The following is a 16,188-nucleotide window of genomic DNA, read 5'->3' as shown; positions in this document are numbered from 1 at the left end:
ATACGTTTCCCTTTTTTAACCCTATATTTTTCTTATTTTTATTTAGCATTCAATTAAGAATATCGCAGTAAACTATGAATAACTGCTTATCTTGAAATAATTCTATTTCGAGTGTAAAGTTTACCGCCAAGTATAAGTCTACACTAAGATGTACTCATAGAAAAGTGAAACTTGTACCAATACTAGTATGAATCTAAGAATTTTTACATATTTTTCATCAAATGAACCATTCTTCTAAATTCATATACATATAACAGAACATTCGTTCTGTTTTTTTCTGCTATAACCAGCGAAAACTACCATTCTATTCTTTTTTTTCTTCCACACCTAATTCTTTCGTATATGCACCTACTTCTAAGTCAATTAATACCTTCTTACCTGGCTCAATTGTTTTTAAAATAAGCGGATAGGTTTCCATACGTTTTGCGAAATTTCGAATCGTAGTGCTCACTTCATAACCCTCATTCATATATAAAGTAAGATGATCTTCATTCGCATTCGTTGGTGAATAGCGAATTTCCGAAATAGATTTTAAAATAGCTGGTGTTAATTTTTCTAGTTCAGTGATTAACTCCTTCATTTTCTCTTCTTTAAAAGGTTCAAAAATCGGTGCTGCAACAGGAAGTTTTCCATTAGGTAGTACATCAAGCGTTTTTCCATTCTCTAATAACGGTTGTAATTTTCCCTCTTTATTTATATAACCAATCGTTAAATATTCTTCGATATGAATATCAATCTTGTTTGGAAAACGTTTTTTTACATTTACTGCTTTAATTTCTTTTCGCTTCGTTAAGTTTTCTTCAGCTTTATGTGCTGTCACTCGGAAATAACTTGTATCATATGTCACGCCCGAATCCTTCATTACTTGTTCATCCGTCATATAGTGATTTCCAAACACACTAATCTTTTTTATATTACTAAGCGGAGACCGAAAATAAATTAAAAAGAGCACTAATAAAAATAAAATTGATATGTATAAAATCAATCGATGATTAACATTTTTTTTGTTTTTTTTCTTTTGATTTTTCAATTTTGGTACACGATCTTGTAGTTTAATCACTTTACTATTATTCATGTACGATCCCCCTATGTAACATAAAGAACGGCATGTTCCTCATGCCGTTCTTATCTTCTTATTATAACATAAATGATAATGAGCGGAATGAATAACCGTTATCTTCCAATGATTTCTACTTCTGTGTGCATATCTACATCAAATTTATCCTTAATTGTATGTTTTATTAATTCAATTAAGGACAATACATCTTGCGCTGAAGCTCCCCCGGTATTAACAATAAAATTGCCATGCATTTCAGAAATTTGAGCTCCACCAATCCTATAACCACAAAGCCCTGCTTTTTCTACTAAATTTCCTGCAAAATGTGGGATTGGATTCCGAAATACACTTCCTGCACACGGATAATTCCATGGTTGCGTTTCACGGCGGTAATCTTTATTATTTTGCATGCCACGTACAATTTCTTCACGTTTTCCCGCCTGTAATTGAAACTCCGCCTCTAAAACAATACCAGGACGTTTCGTTTGCAATACAGATGCCCGATAAGAAAACTCCAGTTCTCTATTCGTTAACCAGTCAATTGTACCGTCTTCAAACAGAATGAGAGCCTTCGATAATACACTCGATATATCTGATTTATGTGCACCTGCATTCATATATACTGCACCACCGACACTTCCTGGAATACCGCTTGCAAACTCCAATCCAGCTAACCCTTGACGACTAAGTAAAGTTGACAATTTAATAAGAGGATATCCACTACCAACTCTTACCTTATGTTTTTCGACCTCTAAGTGATCTAATCCTTCTCCTAAACGAATAACAACACCTTCTATGCCTTGATCAGATACAAGAAGGTTTGAACCGCGCCCAATTACAGTCCACTTCGTTTTGTATTGCTTTACTAACTGTAATGTTTTTTCAATACCGGCTACATGCTTTGGCACAATTAAAATATCCGCTGGTCCACCTATTTTCATAGTTGTATAACGTGCTAACGACTCGTTAACTAAAACACGACCAACGTCTGCTTCTATAAGCTCATTTACTAATTGTTCCATAGACAATCTCCCCCATATTAAGTCTCCTTATGACAATAATATGCAGGGCGTTCACCTAACGTTATCCCTCTATTTACGGGCAGTACGACTCCTAAATCAAAATTCGGTAGAAACAAAGAAAGTAGGCGGAATCGGGATGCCCGTAAATATCCGATTAGTGAAGGGTAATAATCAATGAGAGAGAATCACTCCCCACTGATTAAAGCCTCACTTTATTTTTTTACAAGCTTATTCATTACTTCATACAGCTTATTTGCTGCATCTGGAATACCTAGTTGCTTAGCAGCTAGCTTCATATTTTGTAATGTTTGTGCATCTAATAAAATCTCATCAATATCACGAATAAGTGTTTCAGCTGTTAAATCTTTTTCAAGTAACATTTTTGCCGCTCCTTTATCAACAACTGAACGTGCATTCTTTTCCTGATGATTATTGGTTACATACGGACTCGGTATTAACACACTTGGTTTTCCTAACGCTGTTAATTCTGCAAGTGTTGTTGCCCCAGCCCTTGAAACAACAAGGTCTACACCAGTTAGTACCTCTGGCATATTATGAATGAACGGCTTAATAATAACATTGCTTGGGTTCCCTTTTTGCTTAACGGCTTCCATCACTTTGTCATAATGTACTTCACCTGTTACATATAGTATTTCGTAGCTTTTGTTCCCAAACTGTTCAATTGCTTCAACGAAGGCATCGTTAATCGGTCTAGCCCCACGACTTCCACCAAATATAAGTACAGACTTTTTAGGAAGAGAAAGCCCAACTGAACGTTTCCCTTTCATTCCATTTTGATCCATTACCTCTGATGCCCGCGGATTACCTGTCATTACCACTTTTGACTCTGGAAAATGCTCTATAGCTGCTTCAAAACAAACAGCAACTTTATTTACATAACGGCTTAAAAATTTATTCGTTACACCTGGTACACTATTTTGTTCGTGTACAATAGTTGGAATACCTAATTTGGCTGCAGCGTATACAACTGGCCCACATACATAGCCACCCGTTCCAATTACGATATCAGGATTAAAACGACGAATATATCGTTTACTATCCTGTACACCTTTTAGAAAACGCATTACTGTTTTCACATTATCTAATGATATTTTTCGTTTAAATCCACTTATAACAATAGATTGAAATGGTACACCTGCTTTTGGAACGATTGTACTCTCTAGTCCATTTTCCGTACCAATATATAAAAATCTTGCTTCTGGATTTAACTTTTTTATTTCTCTAATTAAAGCAAGAGCTGGATAAATATGACCACCAGTACCCCCACCACTCACTAATACACGCACTACTAACTCCTCCGCTTCTTATTTCCATTATATTTATTTCTATATACATATTGCATTTTTACACACATACGAAAAACCCTGTCTTATAAACAGGGTTTAGTAGCGAGAATGGCGACTTATATTTAATAATACACCTACTGCCATTAACATTAATGTCAAACTTGATCCACCATAACTTAAAAACGGCAAGGTAATACCCGTAACAGGCATCAGTCCTGTTACAACACCAACATTAATCATTACTTGAATCGCAATCATCGCCACAATACCTACTGCTAAAAACGTACCATATAAATCTGGCGCTCCTAATGCGATACGAATCCCGCGCCATAATAATAGACTAAATAATAATAACACAAATGAACCGCCAATAAAACCTAATTCCTCGGATAAGATTGCAAATATAAAGTCAGTTTGTGGTTCAGGTAAATAAAGGAATTTTTGTCTACTTTGTCCAAGTCCAAGCCCAAATAATCCACCAGGTCCAATTGCGAGTAATGATTGGATAATTTGAAATCCACTTCCGAGCGGATCTGACCACGGATCTAAATATGATGTAATGCGTTTCATTCGATACGGTGCTGATGCAATTAACCCTATAAATCCTGCTACACCAATCAAACCAAACATTGCAAAGTGAAAGACCCTCGCTCCCGAAATAAATATCATAATGATACATGTCCCAACCATTACCGTTCCTGTCCCAAGGTCTGGTTGTAACATAATCATCCCAAAAGCAAGAAACACAAAACTAAGTGCCGGTAATAAACCACGTTTAAAAGATGTAATCAATTTTTGCCGTTCTGCTAAAAACTTTGCCAAGAAAATAATCATCGCAAACTTCATAAATTCTGACGGTTGAATCGAAAATGCACCGATTCCAATCCAACTTCGTGCTCCTCCTCGAACAAGACCTACTCCAGGAATAAGAACGAGAATAAGAAGAATGAAGCAAACTAGCAAAATCACTTTTGAATACGTACGCCACACCCAATAATCAATTTTCATAATAAAAAACATAGCTACTACACCAAGACCCGCAAACAGTAATTGTCTTTTTGCAAAAAAGAATGAGTCCCCCATTTTATAAGAGGCCCAAACTGCACTCGCACTATAAACCATAATCATTCCGATTGTCAACAATGAAAGTGTTACGATGATGAGAATAAAATCAGGCGTTTTCTTCATTACCCACAAACACCACCTCTTTAGGCAGAACCTTTTGCCCTATGTAACAAAACATCAGTAGGTGTTAGCCTACTGATGTTTTGATTTACTTTATATAAGTTTATGCACAGCTTGTATAAAAATGTCTCCTCTTTCTTCAAATGTTTTAAATTGATCCCAGCTTGCACACGCTGGAGAAAGAAGAACGACATCACCATCTTTAGAATGAGCATAAGCTTTCACCACTGCTTCATCTAAAGTATCGACACTTTCAATTATATCTAATCCCGCTTTTTCTGCCGCTCTTACTAGTTTAGGAGCTGTTTGTCCAAATGTTACAATCGCTTTTACATTTTTGAAATACGGAATTAAATCATCGAATTCATTTCCTCGATCAAGCCCACCTGCTAGTAACACAATCGGTTGTGTAAACGCAGATAGTGCTTTCTCAGTCGCTAACATATTCGTTGCTTTTGAATCATTATAAAACTTACGGTTGTTAATCGTTGTTACATATTCCAAACGATGTTTTACACCCGTAAAACGTTTTAACACGACCGTAATTGCTTCATTAGAAGTACCTAATAATTTCGCAATACTCATCGCAGCTAAAATATTTTCTAGATTATGTTGACCAGGTAAAACGATATCGCTTACTTCAACAACTTTTTCACCTTTGAAATAAAGAGCGTTATCTTTTATACACGCGCCATCTTCAATTTCTTTCGTTGTCGAAAACAGGATTTTTTGACCTTTAGAATACGCAGACAAAGCCATCACATCTGCATCATCCGCATTTATTACACTATAATCATTTTCTGTTTGATTTTTAAAAATATTTGCTTTCGCTAAACCATATTCTTTCTTCGTCCCATGATAATCTAAGTGGGCCTCAAATAAATTTAAAAACGCAGCAATTTTAGGTTGGAACAATTCTACTCCCATCAATTGAAACGATGAAAGTTCTGTAACTACAACTTCATTTTCTTTTGCATCCTGTGCTACTTCACACGCTACAGTTCCAATGTTCCCTGCAATTACAGGATGCTTTTGTCCTTCTTTTAGCATTTCAAATGTCAGCATTGTCGTCGTCGTTTTACCGTTAGACCCCGTAATCCCAACAAATGGTGCTTCTGAAATACGATATGCTAATTCAACTTCCGTAACAATCGGAATTTGCTTTTCTTTCGCAGCAACTAGTATTTGATTAGAATACGGGATTCCTGGATTTTTTACTACAAGAGAAATATTTCTCTCTAATAATTCTAAAGGATGTCCACCGCATACAACGTCCATTCCTTTTGCTTGTAATTCTGCAGCAAGTACATTCTCTGCTAAAGGCTTTCCGTCATTTACAATAACATTTGCCCCTAACTTTTGTAACAATGTAGCTGCTGCATAACCACTTTTTGCAATGCCTAATACAAGAATATTCTTATTTTGAAATTCAGTTACAGTTTTCAATTACATCCACACCCCGATATAAATTCCTAACACAGCTAATAAAAATCCTGCAGACCAAAACGTCACAACAACACGCCACTCTGACCAACCACATAATTCATAATGATGGTGTAATGGACTCATTTTAAAGACACGTTTTCCTGTTGTTTTAAATGAAATGACCTGAATGATAACCGATAAAGTTTCCATTACGAATACTCCGCCAATAATTACAAGTAGCAATTCTTGTTTTAATAAAATCGCTACAGCTGCAATGGCTCCACCTAAAGCTAATGAACCTGTATCTCCCATAAACACTTTTGCTGGATTCGCATTGAATACTAAAAATCCAAGTACAGCTCCTACAACTGCCATACAGAATATCGCTACTCCAAATTGCTCTTGTGCCACAGCAATAATACTAAATGCTCCAAATGCAATAGCAGCTGTTCCTGATAATAAACCATCTAAACCGTCAGTTAAGTTAACTGCATTCGATCCACCAATAAGCATAAATAGTACAAGTACAAAATACGCCCAACCTAATTCAAACTTAACATCCGTTCCTGGAATCATGATGTATGTGTGGAACGCTTGCCCTTTTCCAATTAAAAAGAATGCAATAGCAATAACAAGCTGACCTACTAATTTTTGTTTTGATGTTAAACCAAGATTTCTCTTCTTAACTACCTTTATGTAGTCATCTAAAAATCCGATCAATCCGTAACCAAATGTCACTAATAGTAATAACGAAACCTCTGCACCTAAATGATTAAACTTAATCGCCATAATAAGTGAAGTTACCATCATAGATACGTATATGACGATACCACCCATTGTCGGTGTCCCTGATTTTTTTTGATGTGACTTCGGTCCCTCATCACGAATACTCTGTCCGAACTTTAATTTTCTTAAAAATGGAATAAACAATGGCGAAAGGGCAACAGAAATTAAGAATGCTACCCCAGCCGTTACTAATAAACCTTGCTCAAGCACATGTAGTCCTCCTCTCACGTTGTTACTCTTCGTTGTTTAAACGCCCTGTAATTGCTTCTTTTGCAACTTCACGATCATCAAAATGATGAACTTCTTTACCAATAATTTGATACGTTTCATGACCCTTACCAGCAATAATAATGATATCATCTGCTTTCGCTTTAGCGATTGCATGGTGTATCGCTTCTTTTCTATCAATAATCACTTCATAATTATTTCCACGTGCACCATGTACCATATCATCTAAAATAACCGCTGGATCTTCACTTCTTGGATTATCTGATGTGTAAATTGCATGAGTTGCATATTTTGTTGCAACACTTGCCATTATCGGTCTCTTCGTCCGGTCCCTATCGCCGCCACAACCAACGATACAATACACACCACCTTTTGCAAATTGTTTTGCAGTTTTTAATACATTTTCTAAACTATCCGGCGTATGTGCGTAATCAACAATAACTGTATAATTTTGCCCTCCATCAACAACTTCAAAACGCCCTGGAACCCCAGCTAGTTCCTTTATAACAGCAATGATTGTTTCTAATTTCACACCCGAAACAAGTCCTGCTGCTGTTGCTGCAAGTACGTTATATACATTAAATTTACCTATTAATTTCATCGTAACATTTACACTTTCATACGGTGTGACAAGCGTAAATGTAGTCCCGCCACTCGTCATAACGATATTTTTTGCCATAATGTCACTTGTTGTATCAATACCATATGTTACAACTGTTGCTGCAGTACTTCTCATATACTCTTCTGTTACATTATCATCGCTATTCAGCACAGCGTACTTTTCACGATTATGATTATAACTATTGCCAAGCTGTGCAAATAGTAACCCTTTTGCATGTTTATATTCTTCCATCGTTTTATGATAGTCTAAATGATCTTGTGTTAAATTCGTAAACACCGCTACATCGTAATCACATCCGTGTACACGACCAAGATCTAACGCATGTGACGAGACCTCCATTACCGTGCTGTCCACACCTTGTTCAACCATTTTTGAAAACGTCTGTTGAAGTGTTAGTGCATCTGGTGTTGTATTTTTCACCTCAAATGTTTCATCACCGATTTTCATATTAATCGTTCCAATTAGCCCTGTTTTATGACCATGTGCTCGCATAATCTCATCCATAATATGCGATGTTGTTGTCTTTCCATTTGTACCTGTAATTCCGATTAAATGTAACTTGTGTGTCGGTTGACCATAAAAATAATCAGCTAAAACCGCTAACGAACGAAAAGTATTTTTCACAAGTACAACTGGAACGTCAACATCAATTGGTCTTTCCGCAACAATAGCAGCCGCTCCTTGTGCCGCTGCTTGCTTAGCAAAATCATGGCTATCAACCGTATATCCTTTCATACATACAAATAAGCTTCCCTCTTTCACTTTACGTGAATCAGCTTCTATAGATGTGATTTCTGGATTTTCTTTTGGAACAACTGGAAAATCATGCAAACATGATACAAGTGTATGCAACTTCATTTCACTAAACCCTCTCTACATTGTTTATTTATCTTTTTTCAGTAAGCAACACATTACCTCCTATATAAGGAGGTAAGTGCTACTGACCTATTTATGAATGAGACACTTACTGTCTCAAATTAAGTAACTGTTCTATAAAGAACTCACTTCCACCAATTGTACCATAAAACGTACTATGTTACCTTTAATTCCCGAAGTAAATTCTAATTTTTGAGCCTTCTTTTACTTTAGCTCCCGCTTCTGGTGATTGTTTAATTACTTTCTCTCCATCTCCACTTATATCAAGCTTCAAATCGACGAGTTGTGTTTGTAAGTCTTTCTTTTTCATTCCAATTAAATTCGGAACTTCTACAGTTGGTGTATCGCCCCATTTATATTCTTTCTCAACTTGTTCTTTTCTCGGTTTCACTCCCATAACAGGAAGCGCATCTCGAAGGATATTCCCGACAATTGGAGCTGCTACCACTCCACCAAACTGTGTAACCCCTTTTGGATTATCAACAGCTACATACACAACAATCTCTGGATCATCCGCTGGAGCAAATCCGATAAAAGATACTATATAATTATTCTCTAAATATTTACCATCTTTCACCTTTTGAGCAGTACCCGTTTTTCCACCTACACGATACCCATCAATATAAGCACCTTTACCAGAACCTTTCGCTACAACATTCTCTAATGCATAACGAACTTTTTCTGAAGTTTCCTTGGAAATAACTTTTCTTTTCTCAACAGGTGTCTTTTTACTAACAACTTGATTATTTTTCGGATCAATAAACTCCTTAGCTATATACGGCTGATACAATGTTCCACCATTTACAGCCGCCGCTACAGCTGCTACTTGTTGAATCGGTGTAACAGAAACCCCTTGGCCGAATGAAGTTGTTGCTTGCTCTACTGGACCAACTTTATCTAAATTAAATAAAATCCCACTGCCTTCACCTTGCAAGTCAATTCCAGTCTTCTGCCCAAAACCAAAATTACGAATGTATTTAAATAATCGGTCTTTACCAAGGCGATCACCAAGTTCAATAAATCCCGGGTTACATGAGTTTTGAACGACTTCTAAAAACGTTTGACTGCCATGACCTCCTGCTTTCCAGCATTTCAATCTAGCTCCACCTACTTCAGCTGCTCCATCATCATAAAACGTATCCTTCTCTAAGTCTACTAAATTTTCATTCAATGCTGCAGCTAATGTAATGATCTTAAATGTTGAACCAGGCTCATACGTACTCCATACAGGTAGATTTCTGTTATACACTTCTGGAGAGACACTTTGAAAATCCGCTGGGTCAAAACTCGGTCGACTAGACATGCCTAAAATTTCACCATTTTTAGGATTCATTGCAATCGCAATCATACCGTCAGGATTATAAGTTGACTCCGCAATATTCATTTCTCTTTCCATAATCCTTGTAATACGCGCATCGATTGTTAATCCTAAATTTAAACCAGCTTCTGGTTTTTTGAAATCATCACCAACATTAGGCATCCTTTGTCCTTTCGCATCTGCAAAAAAACGCACATGACCTTTGTCCCCATTTAGCTCTTTATCATAATATTTCTCTAGCCCCATAAGACCTTGGTTATCGCTACCTGCAAAACCTAATACATGTGATAAAAAGTTTCCAAATGGATAGTACCGGATAGAATCCTCTGCGATATACACGCCCTTCAAACTTAATCCTCGTACTTCTTTCGCTTTGTCATGTGATATTTTCCTTCCGCCTTTATCTAACCTTACAATTGATTCTTTTTTTGTAATCCTTTTATAAATCTCATCTTTTTCCACACCTAATACTGCAGCTAACTTCTCTGCAGTCTCTGCTGGTTTTTCAATTTGCCTCGGTACAACAAAGACAGTTGGAGCACTTTTATTCGTGGCAAGTTCCACACCATTTCGGTCTAAAATTTTCCCACGTTCGGGTTCAAAAGTAATATTACGACTCCATGAATCTTTCGCACGATCCGTTAACATATTCCCAAGAAAAAATTGCACATATCCAAGACGAATATCGATAATAGTGAAAATAAGTATACCTGATATAAGTATAAAAATAAGTCGTTTTCTAACTGTTACATTTGATACACGCATATCGGAACAAGCCTCCCTTACGCCTAGCTTGTTCCAATATATGCTTGTACTTATTTAATTAGAACTTATTCTCTTTTACCATTACGGCTTTTCTGCTTCTTGCTGTGGTTCGAGTGGCGGTACGAGTGTGACACCTAATTCTGTACCAGGTTGTAATAATGTTCCTTCCGCCACACTTTGTTCTGTTACGTATCCTGTACCAGAAGGTTTCAAGTTAAGCTGTAATGTCTTCGCTAAATTCATAACATCACGCAGTGCCCATCCTTGTATATTTGGCATTGTAGGCTTATCTCCTACCAAGAAGACTCGGTCGCCTTTTAATGTTTGTTCAGTCGCTTTTGGTACTTGTTGCTGTACTTTCCCTTCACCTAGTACGATTGGACGAAGTTTTGCTTTATCAATCGCTTTCCCCGCTTCAGCCATCGTTTTACCAGTTACATCTGGAACAGTAGTTTGTTGTTCTTTCAGATGTTTTTTCGGATCTTTCACTTCATTTGGCTTAATCTTTAAATACTCTAAACTATTTTTTGTTACATATTTAAAAATATCAGCTAAAGGTTGTGCACCGTTCTCATCATCTTTTAATTTCGGCTGTTTAACAGCTACATACACAACAAGTTGTGGATCGTCCATTGGTGCCATACCTAAGAATGAGAATATATAATTCTGTCTTCCTGTCATATAGCCCCCTTTTCCATCCGGAATTTGCGCTGTACCTGTTTTACCACCAACTGAATATCCATCAATTTTATAAGCTGTCCCTGTACCTTTCGGAGATGTAACAACACGTTCTAATAACTGTCTTACTTGCGCTGCTGTTTCCTTTGTAACAGGTTTTCCTACTTCTTCTGGCTTATGTTCTAATTTTACTTTGTCTGTTATTGGGTCTACAATTTTATCAATTGCATAAGGTTTCATCATTTTTCCATCATTTGCAATGGCCGTTGCAGCTTGTACAAGCTGAATTGGTGTTACAGTGGAACCTTGTCCAAAAGCTGTTGTCACTTGTTGTATTTGCTGATCAAATAAAATTGTATTCGATCCTTCACCTGATAAATCAATGTTCGTTTTTTCATCTAATCCAAAACTATGAATATATTTTCGGAAACGTTCTGGACCAAGTTTTTGATCTCCTAAAATTGCAAACGCTACGTTTGAAGAACGCTCTACCCCTTCATCAAACGTGATAGAACCCCAACCAGCACCGCCGTTATGATCTTTTATTTTCCTATTTCCGACTTGATATGTCCCAGATTGATAATAATCTTGTCCTTTGTACACACCTTCATTAATAGCTGCCGCTAACGTGAAAATTTTCATTGTTGATCCAGGTTCAAATGCATTGGCAATTGCGTCATTATAAAAGTATTTATTATTCTCTATGTTCGGATCATAACTAGGTTTACTAGACATTGCTAATATTTTCCCCGTTTTCGGATCCGCCACAATTCCAATTAAACTTTCCGGCTCATAATGTTGACTCGCCGATTTCATCGCGTCTTCTAAATAACTTTGAATACGTTGATCCATTGTCAAATATACATTATCTCCATTTTTAGGTGCCTTCACATTCACTTTCCCACCGTCAAGAGATACCCCCCTACGATCACCTGTATAAGCTACCTCTCCATTTGAAGCTCCTAAATATTTATCCAAACTTTTTTCTAATCCAAATTGACCTACTGCAATTCCATCTTCATTCGGTTTCGCATGCCCTATAACATAAGATGCGAAATCACCATTTGGATAAACTCTCGCATTTTCGGTAATAAAAGAGACCCCTGGCAATTTCAATGCTTCTATTTGTTCTTTCTTTTCTTTCGTCAAGCCCTTACCTATCTTCCCAAATTCCACTTGACTTTTATCTTTATTTAACGTGGCTAAAATATCCTCTTCGCCTTTTCCAAGTACTCCTGCAATTTTCTTTGCAGTATCTTCTTTATTCTCAACAGAGTTAGCTCCTTTTAGCGCAGCTACTATTTTATAAGAGTTTGCGTCTTGCGCTAACACATGACCGTTTTGATCATAAATAGTTCCTCGGTTCGCTTCAAGAACTCCTTTTTTACTATGCTTTTGTTTAGCAAGTGCATCTAAATCCTGATTATGAACTGTTCCTGTTGATTGTATGTAAAAAAATCGGGCTAATAACAGCAAAAAGAGCAGGAGGAAAAATATCATAAAATAACCTGCTCCCTTATTGGTATGAAATTTAGTCATATTCTTCTTCATCGTTCCTTCACACCTATTGCCTTATTTGAGGCCTTTCACATTATTCGCATTAATTTCTAGCCCGTGTTTTTTTGCAACTTCAGCGATTCGTTCATAGCGACTTAACTTCTCTACTTCAGCTTGTAATTCTTGATTTTCTTTTTGCTGCTGTACAATTTTTTCTTCTATCGTCGCTGCTTCTACATTAACTTGATAAAGGCCTGCTTTATTTCCAATAAACGCGACACAGGCATACAATAAAAAGCCAATAAACGCTACATACAACAGTTTTTCGATTCTTGTAATTTTCGCTTTAACCTTCGGCTTAGCCATCTGCTGTGGGGGCGTTTGAATTTGCACCTCTTCTTGCGCTTGTTGTTTGTACTTTACAGCTAAATTAGTCATACCTCTCTCTCCCTTTTATCGTTTTTCAGCGATTCTCAACTTCGCAGAACGCGCACGATTATTTTCTTCTAGCTCTATATCAGAAGGTAAAATCGGTTTTCTTGTAATAAGCTTTAATTTCGGCTTAAATTCATCAGGAATAATCGGTAATCCTGGCGGCAATTGTGGCGTTGTACTATTTCGCTTAAACGTTGTTTTACAAATACGATCTTCTAATGAATGGAATGTTATAACACTAACCCTTCCACCTGGCTTAACCATCTCAATAGCAGATTCCAATGCTTCTTCAAATACTTTTAATTCATCATTTACAGCTATACGAATTGCCTGAAACACTCGCTTAGCAGGATGCCCACCCGTTCTACGAGCTGGAGCCGGAATACCTTCTTTAATTAGCTCTACTAATTCTCCTGTCGTTTCAATAGCTTTATTCTCACGATAAGCTTCAATTTTTCTTGCAATTTGTTTTGAAAATTTTTCTTCACCGTATTGGAAGAAAATCCTTACAAGTTGTTCATATGACCAGCTATTTACAACATCATACGCTGTTAATGGGGCATCTTGATCCATCCGCATATCTAGCGGTGCATCATGATGATAACTAAAGCCTCGTTCTGGTGTATCTAATTGTGGGGATGAAACACCTAAATCAAATAAAATACCGTCTACTTCTGTTATACCTATTTCCTGCAGTTTTTCAGCTAAATAACGGAAGTTACTCTTTACTGTTATAAACTGTTCACCGTATGAAGAGAACTTTTCTTTCGCGTTTTGAATCGCTATCTCATCTTGATCAAACGCTATTAATTTTCCACCTTCAGTTAATTGGGATAATAAATAAGAACTATGTCCTCCTCCCCCCAGTGTACAATCTACATATGTACCATCTGGCTTTATATCTAAGCCGTCTACTGTTTCCTTTAAAAGCACTGTTACGTGTTTAAACATTGTTGCACCTACTCTTTTTCCAATTAATTATGTTGAATGTATCCCTTCCTCTAAACACATATTTCACGCTTAGAGAATGAAATAATACGAAAGAACGACTCATTTAACTTACCAACAAAGGCAACATACTATACAAATCGCTATTTTCTTTTATTATATACTAAATTTTATCATCTTTTGCGGGAATTTAAATAAAAAACTGTCGAAAAAGCGAATAATACGTTTACATTTTGTGCTATTTTGTCATATATTTAAGTATCCAGCACAATTACCATATCCAACATTTTTTGATTGATAATTCAGAAAAAAATCACTTCACAGTAAATTCAACGGAATAAAAATAAAATCCTGCTCCAAAGAGCAAGATTTTATAGTTTTATAACATGATGTTTTCCGTCCCAAGAAAAAGGGTTTTCCATTACACGATCAACGAAATCCAAACCAAACTGATTTAAATAATAACATACATTCCACACACGTTCTTGTGGTGCACCTAATGGACGAAGTGCGAATTGTATACGACGGAATTTATTTAGCTGAACCTCATACTTTTTCTCAACATTTCTTTTCAACATTCTTTCCAGCAGTTCAATTTGTTCATTAATTTTCAATTCGTTTTTCCCTGCAAACGCACCTAACCCTGGCTCTATTTTCTTTACAAATTGCTGTAAAGATGCATGAATATCAGCAATTTCTTTTTTCGCCTTTTCAAAATGATCATCAATCGGTTCCTCTATTTGATTGGACAACCAGTTTTCACGCAATTTATCGACATCATTTAAAAATGGATCACTTTCTCTCAATTGCAAATCAAATAAATCTGTCGCTATATCTCTCTCCATATAAGTAATTGTAAGACGAGGAACGACAGGTGGCATTTGAAAACCGACAGTATGGAATACTTGTTGTAATTCACTCCAATAAGCTAATTCTCCTGGACCTCCAATAAATGCGAGCGTAGGAAATACATACTCTTGCATAAGAGGACGTGTTACAACGTTATTACTAAAACGCGCCGGATTTCTCTCCATCTCTTCAATCAACTCTTCGTATGAAAAGGAATGCGCCCCATCCTTTCCAACAAACTTACCTTGATGCTCTTCAAGCAATACTCGTTCATTATTTATTTCCATGAATATATGCACTGCATGAGACTTCGTTTCAATAATCGGTTTGTATCCTAGTTCTTTAATTACTTCCTGCTGATTTCGAAGGCCCTCTTGTACCTCTTTATACTTACTTATAACTCGCTTAAAAAATGGAATTTCTAACTTTCTTAATTCAGGATGATGTGAATCAACAAGGATTAAACCAGAATTAGCAAAGATTTTCGTAATAAGATGAGCAAAGAAATCTACATACGTATTCGATTTTTTCAAAGCATCATCAACAAATTTTAATACATCCTTCGTAAAATTTGTTTCTGGGTATGTTTTAAAAATCTCTTCAATCCAATTTCTACAATCTTCAACAGAAAGTTCAGACTCAGAAGCACTCGCCTTTTTCGGATTACGGTCATAAAAAATTGTTTTTTTCAACTTTTTATTTTTCGCTACGAAAGTATGGTTAATCTCATCCATATCATGGTCTTCACCCGCAATCCAGAAGACAGGGACAACTTTAACTCCTAAACTTACTTCCTTTTCCTTTGCAAGCTGTAAAATTGAAATAACTTTATGAATTGTATAAAGCGGTCCAGTTAATAACCCCGCTTGTTGTCCAGCTATAACAACATATGTATTTTCATCTCCAAGCGCTTTTACATTTTGAATTGTAGATTCTCCCGCTTGTAATTTTGTATTATATTCTAATAAATGCGCTACTAAATCTTGGCGGAAAAACTCCCTTTCACGCAAATCATGTAAACGTTGTTTAAAAGCATCTTCTGTTAACACATAATCAAAACATGACTGTATCTCTTTTTTACCGTTCATATAGTCCGCTACAACACCTTGTTGCGGAACAGAGATTTCTTTTATCTCCATATAATTCTTCCTTTCGTATCCAGTTCTCTCACCAATCCACATTGTAGTCAA

At 36.4% G+C, this 16,188-nt stretch carries 12 protein-coding genes; all 12 read right to left on the bottom strand.

Going from position 1 to position 16,188, the window contains the following annotated elements; translation table 11 throughout:
• Positions 1 to 304: 304 nt before the first annotated feature.
• The 12 genes from divIB to bshC all read right to left on the bottom strand — a co-directional run bounded on the left by divIB (position 305) and on the right by bshC (position 16,137).
• Positions 305 to 1,075 (bottom strand): cell division protein DivIB, encoded by a 771-nt coding sequence (divIB, locus tag CGQ22_RS05475; RefSeq protein ID WP_001065790.1) that lies wholly within the window; start codon positions 1,073 to 1,075, stop codon positions 305 to 307.
• Positions 1,076 to 1,173: 98 nt separating this feature from the next.
• Positions 1,174 to 2,079, bottom strand: a complete 906-nt coding sequence (murB, locus tag CGQ22_RS05470) for a UDP-N-acetylmuramate dehydrogenase (protein ID WP_089148360.1) — start codon at positions 2,077 to 2,079, stop codon at positions 1,174 to 1,176.
• A gap of 212 nt (positions 2,080 to 2,291) precedes the next feature.
• Positions 2,292 to 3,386 carry an undecaprenyldiphospho-muramoylpentapeptide beta-N-acetylglucosaminyltransferase gene (gene murG, locus CGQ22_RS05465; protein ID WP_001265422.1) on the bottom strand — a complete coding sequence of 365 codons (1,095 nt, stop codon included), beginning with the start codon at positions 3,384 to 3,386 and terminating at the stop codon, positions 2,292 to 2,294.
• A gap of 96 nt (positions 3,387 to 3,482) precedes the next feature.
• The gene (gene spoVE / locus CGQ22_RS05460; RefSeq protein WP_000753519.1) at positions 3,483 to 4,574 is read right to left on the bottom strand and encodes a stage V sporulation protein E; all 1,092 of its coding nucleotides are present in this window, start codon (positions 4,572 to 4,574) and stop codon (positions 3,483 to 3,485) included.
• A gap of 90 nt (positions 4,575 to 4,664) precedes the next feature.
• A complete protein-coding gene (murD, locus tag CGQ22_RS05455; RefSeq protein ID WP_000860130.1) occupies positions 4,665 to 6,017 on the bottom strand; it encodes a UDP-N-acetylmuramoyl-L-alanine--D-glutamate ligase in 1,353 nt (450 codons plus the stop codon).
• Positions 6,018 to 6,992 (bottom strand): phospho-N-acetylmuramoyl-pentapeptide-transferase, encoded by a 975-nt coding sequence (gene mraY / locus CGQ22_RS05450; protein WP_000893057.1) that lies wholly within the window; start codon positions 6,990 to 6,992, stop codon positions 6,018 to 6,020. It abuts the gene before it with no gap.
• Between the two features lie 22 nt (positions 6,993 to 7,014).
• Positions 7,015 to 8,490, bottom strand: coding sequence for a UDP-N-acetylmuramoyl-L-alanyl-D-glutamate--2,6-diaminopimelate ligase (gene murE / locus CGQ22_RS05445; RefSeq protein WP_089148359.1), 1,476 nt, complete (start codon positions 8,488 to 8,490; stop codon positions 7,015 to 7,017).
• A 184-nt stretch (positions 8,491 to 8,674) separates the two neighbouring features.
• Complete coding sequence (locus CGQ22_RS05440) at positions 8,675 to 10,591, bottom strand: stage V sporulation protein D (protein WP_001266234.1); 1,917 nt, start codon at positions 10,589 to 10,591, stop codon at positions 8,675 to 8,677.
• A gap of 81 nt (positions 10,592 to 10,672) precedes the next feature.
• Positions 10,673 to 12,820, bottom strand: a complete 2,148-nt coding sequence (locus tag CGQ22_RS05435) for a penicillin-binding protein (RefSeq protein ID WP_081113990.1) — start codon at positions 12,818 to 12,820, stop codon at positions 10,673 to 10,675.
• Between the two features lie 21 nt (positions 12,821 to 12,841).
• A complete protein-coding gene (ftsL, locus tag CGQ22_RS05430; RefSeq protein ID WP_000182804.1) occupies positions 12,842 to 13,204 on the bottom strand; it encodes a cell division protein FtsL in 363 nt (120 codons plus the stop codon).
• Positions 13,205 to 13,219: 15 nt separating this feature from the next.
• Positions 13,220 to 14,152: a 16S rRNA (cytosine(1402)-N(4))-methyltransferase RsmH gene (gene rsmH / locus CGQ22_RS05425; protein ID WP_000472508.1), complete on the bottom strand. Its 933-nt coding sequence runs from the start codon at positions 14,150 to 14,152 to the stop codon at positions 13,220 to 13,222.
• A 368-nt stretch (positions 14,153 to 14,520) separates the two neighbouring features.
• Complete coding sequence (gene bshC / locus CGQ22_RS05420; protein WP_089148358.1) at positions 14,521 to 16,137, bottom strand: bacillithiol biosynthesis cysteine-adding enzyme BshC; 1,617 nt, start codon at positions 16,135 to 16,137, stop codon at positions 14,521 to 14,523.
• Positions 16,138 to 16,188 lie beyond the last annotated feature (51 nt).

The sequence above is a fragment of the Bacillus sp. M13(2017) genome (assembly GCF_002218325.1).
GTDB classification, from domain to species: Bacteria; Bacillota; Bacilli; order Bacillales; family Bacillaceae_G; genus Bacillus_A; species Bacillus_A thuringiensis_K.
Note: the sequence above shows the minus strand (reverse complement) of the source record. Positions and strands in the feature narration are given on the sequence as shown.

What these genes read in the sequence shown, in the direction of transcription:
- rsmH (WP_000472508.1), bottom strand. Translation starts at nt 14,152, where the DNA reads ATGTTTAAACACGTAACAGTGCTTTTAAAGGAAACAGTAGACGGCTTA.
- divIB (WP_001065790.1), bottom strand. Translation starts at nt 1,075, where the DNA reads ATGAATAATAGTAAAGTGATTAAACTACAAGATCGTGTACCAAAATTG.
- ftsL (WP_000182804.1), bottom strand. Translation starts at nt 13,204, where the DNA reads ATGACTAATTTAGCTGTAAAGTACAAACAACAAGCGCAAGAAGAGGTG.
- CGQ22_RS05435 (WP_081113990.1), bottom strand. Translation starts at nt 12,820, where the DNA reads ATGAAGAAGAATATGACTAAATTTCATACCAATAAGGGAGCAGGTTAT.
- murB (WP_089148360.1), bottom strand. Translation starts at nt 2,079, where the DNA reads ATGGAACAATTAGTAAATGAGCTTATAGAAGCAGACGTTGGTCGTGTT.
- bshC (WP_089148358.1), bottom strand. Translation starts at nt 16,137, where the DNA reads ATGGAGATAAAAGAAATCTCTGTTCCGCAACAAGGTGTTGTAGCGGAC.
- CGQ22_RS05440 (WP_001266234.1), bottom strand. Translation starts at nt 10,591, where the DNA reads ATGCGTGTATCAAATGTAACAGTTAGAAAACGACTTATTTTTATACTT.
- spoVE (WP_000753519.1), bottom strand. Translation starts at nt 4,574, where the DNA reads ATGAAGAAAACGCCTGATTTTATTCTCATCATCGTAACACTTTCATTG.
- murE (WP_089148359.1), bottom strand. Translation starts at nt 8,490, where the DNA reads ATGAAGTTGCATACACTTGTATCATGTTTGCATGATTTTCCAGTTGTT.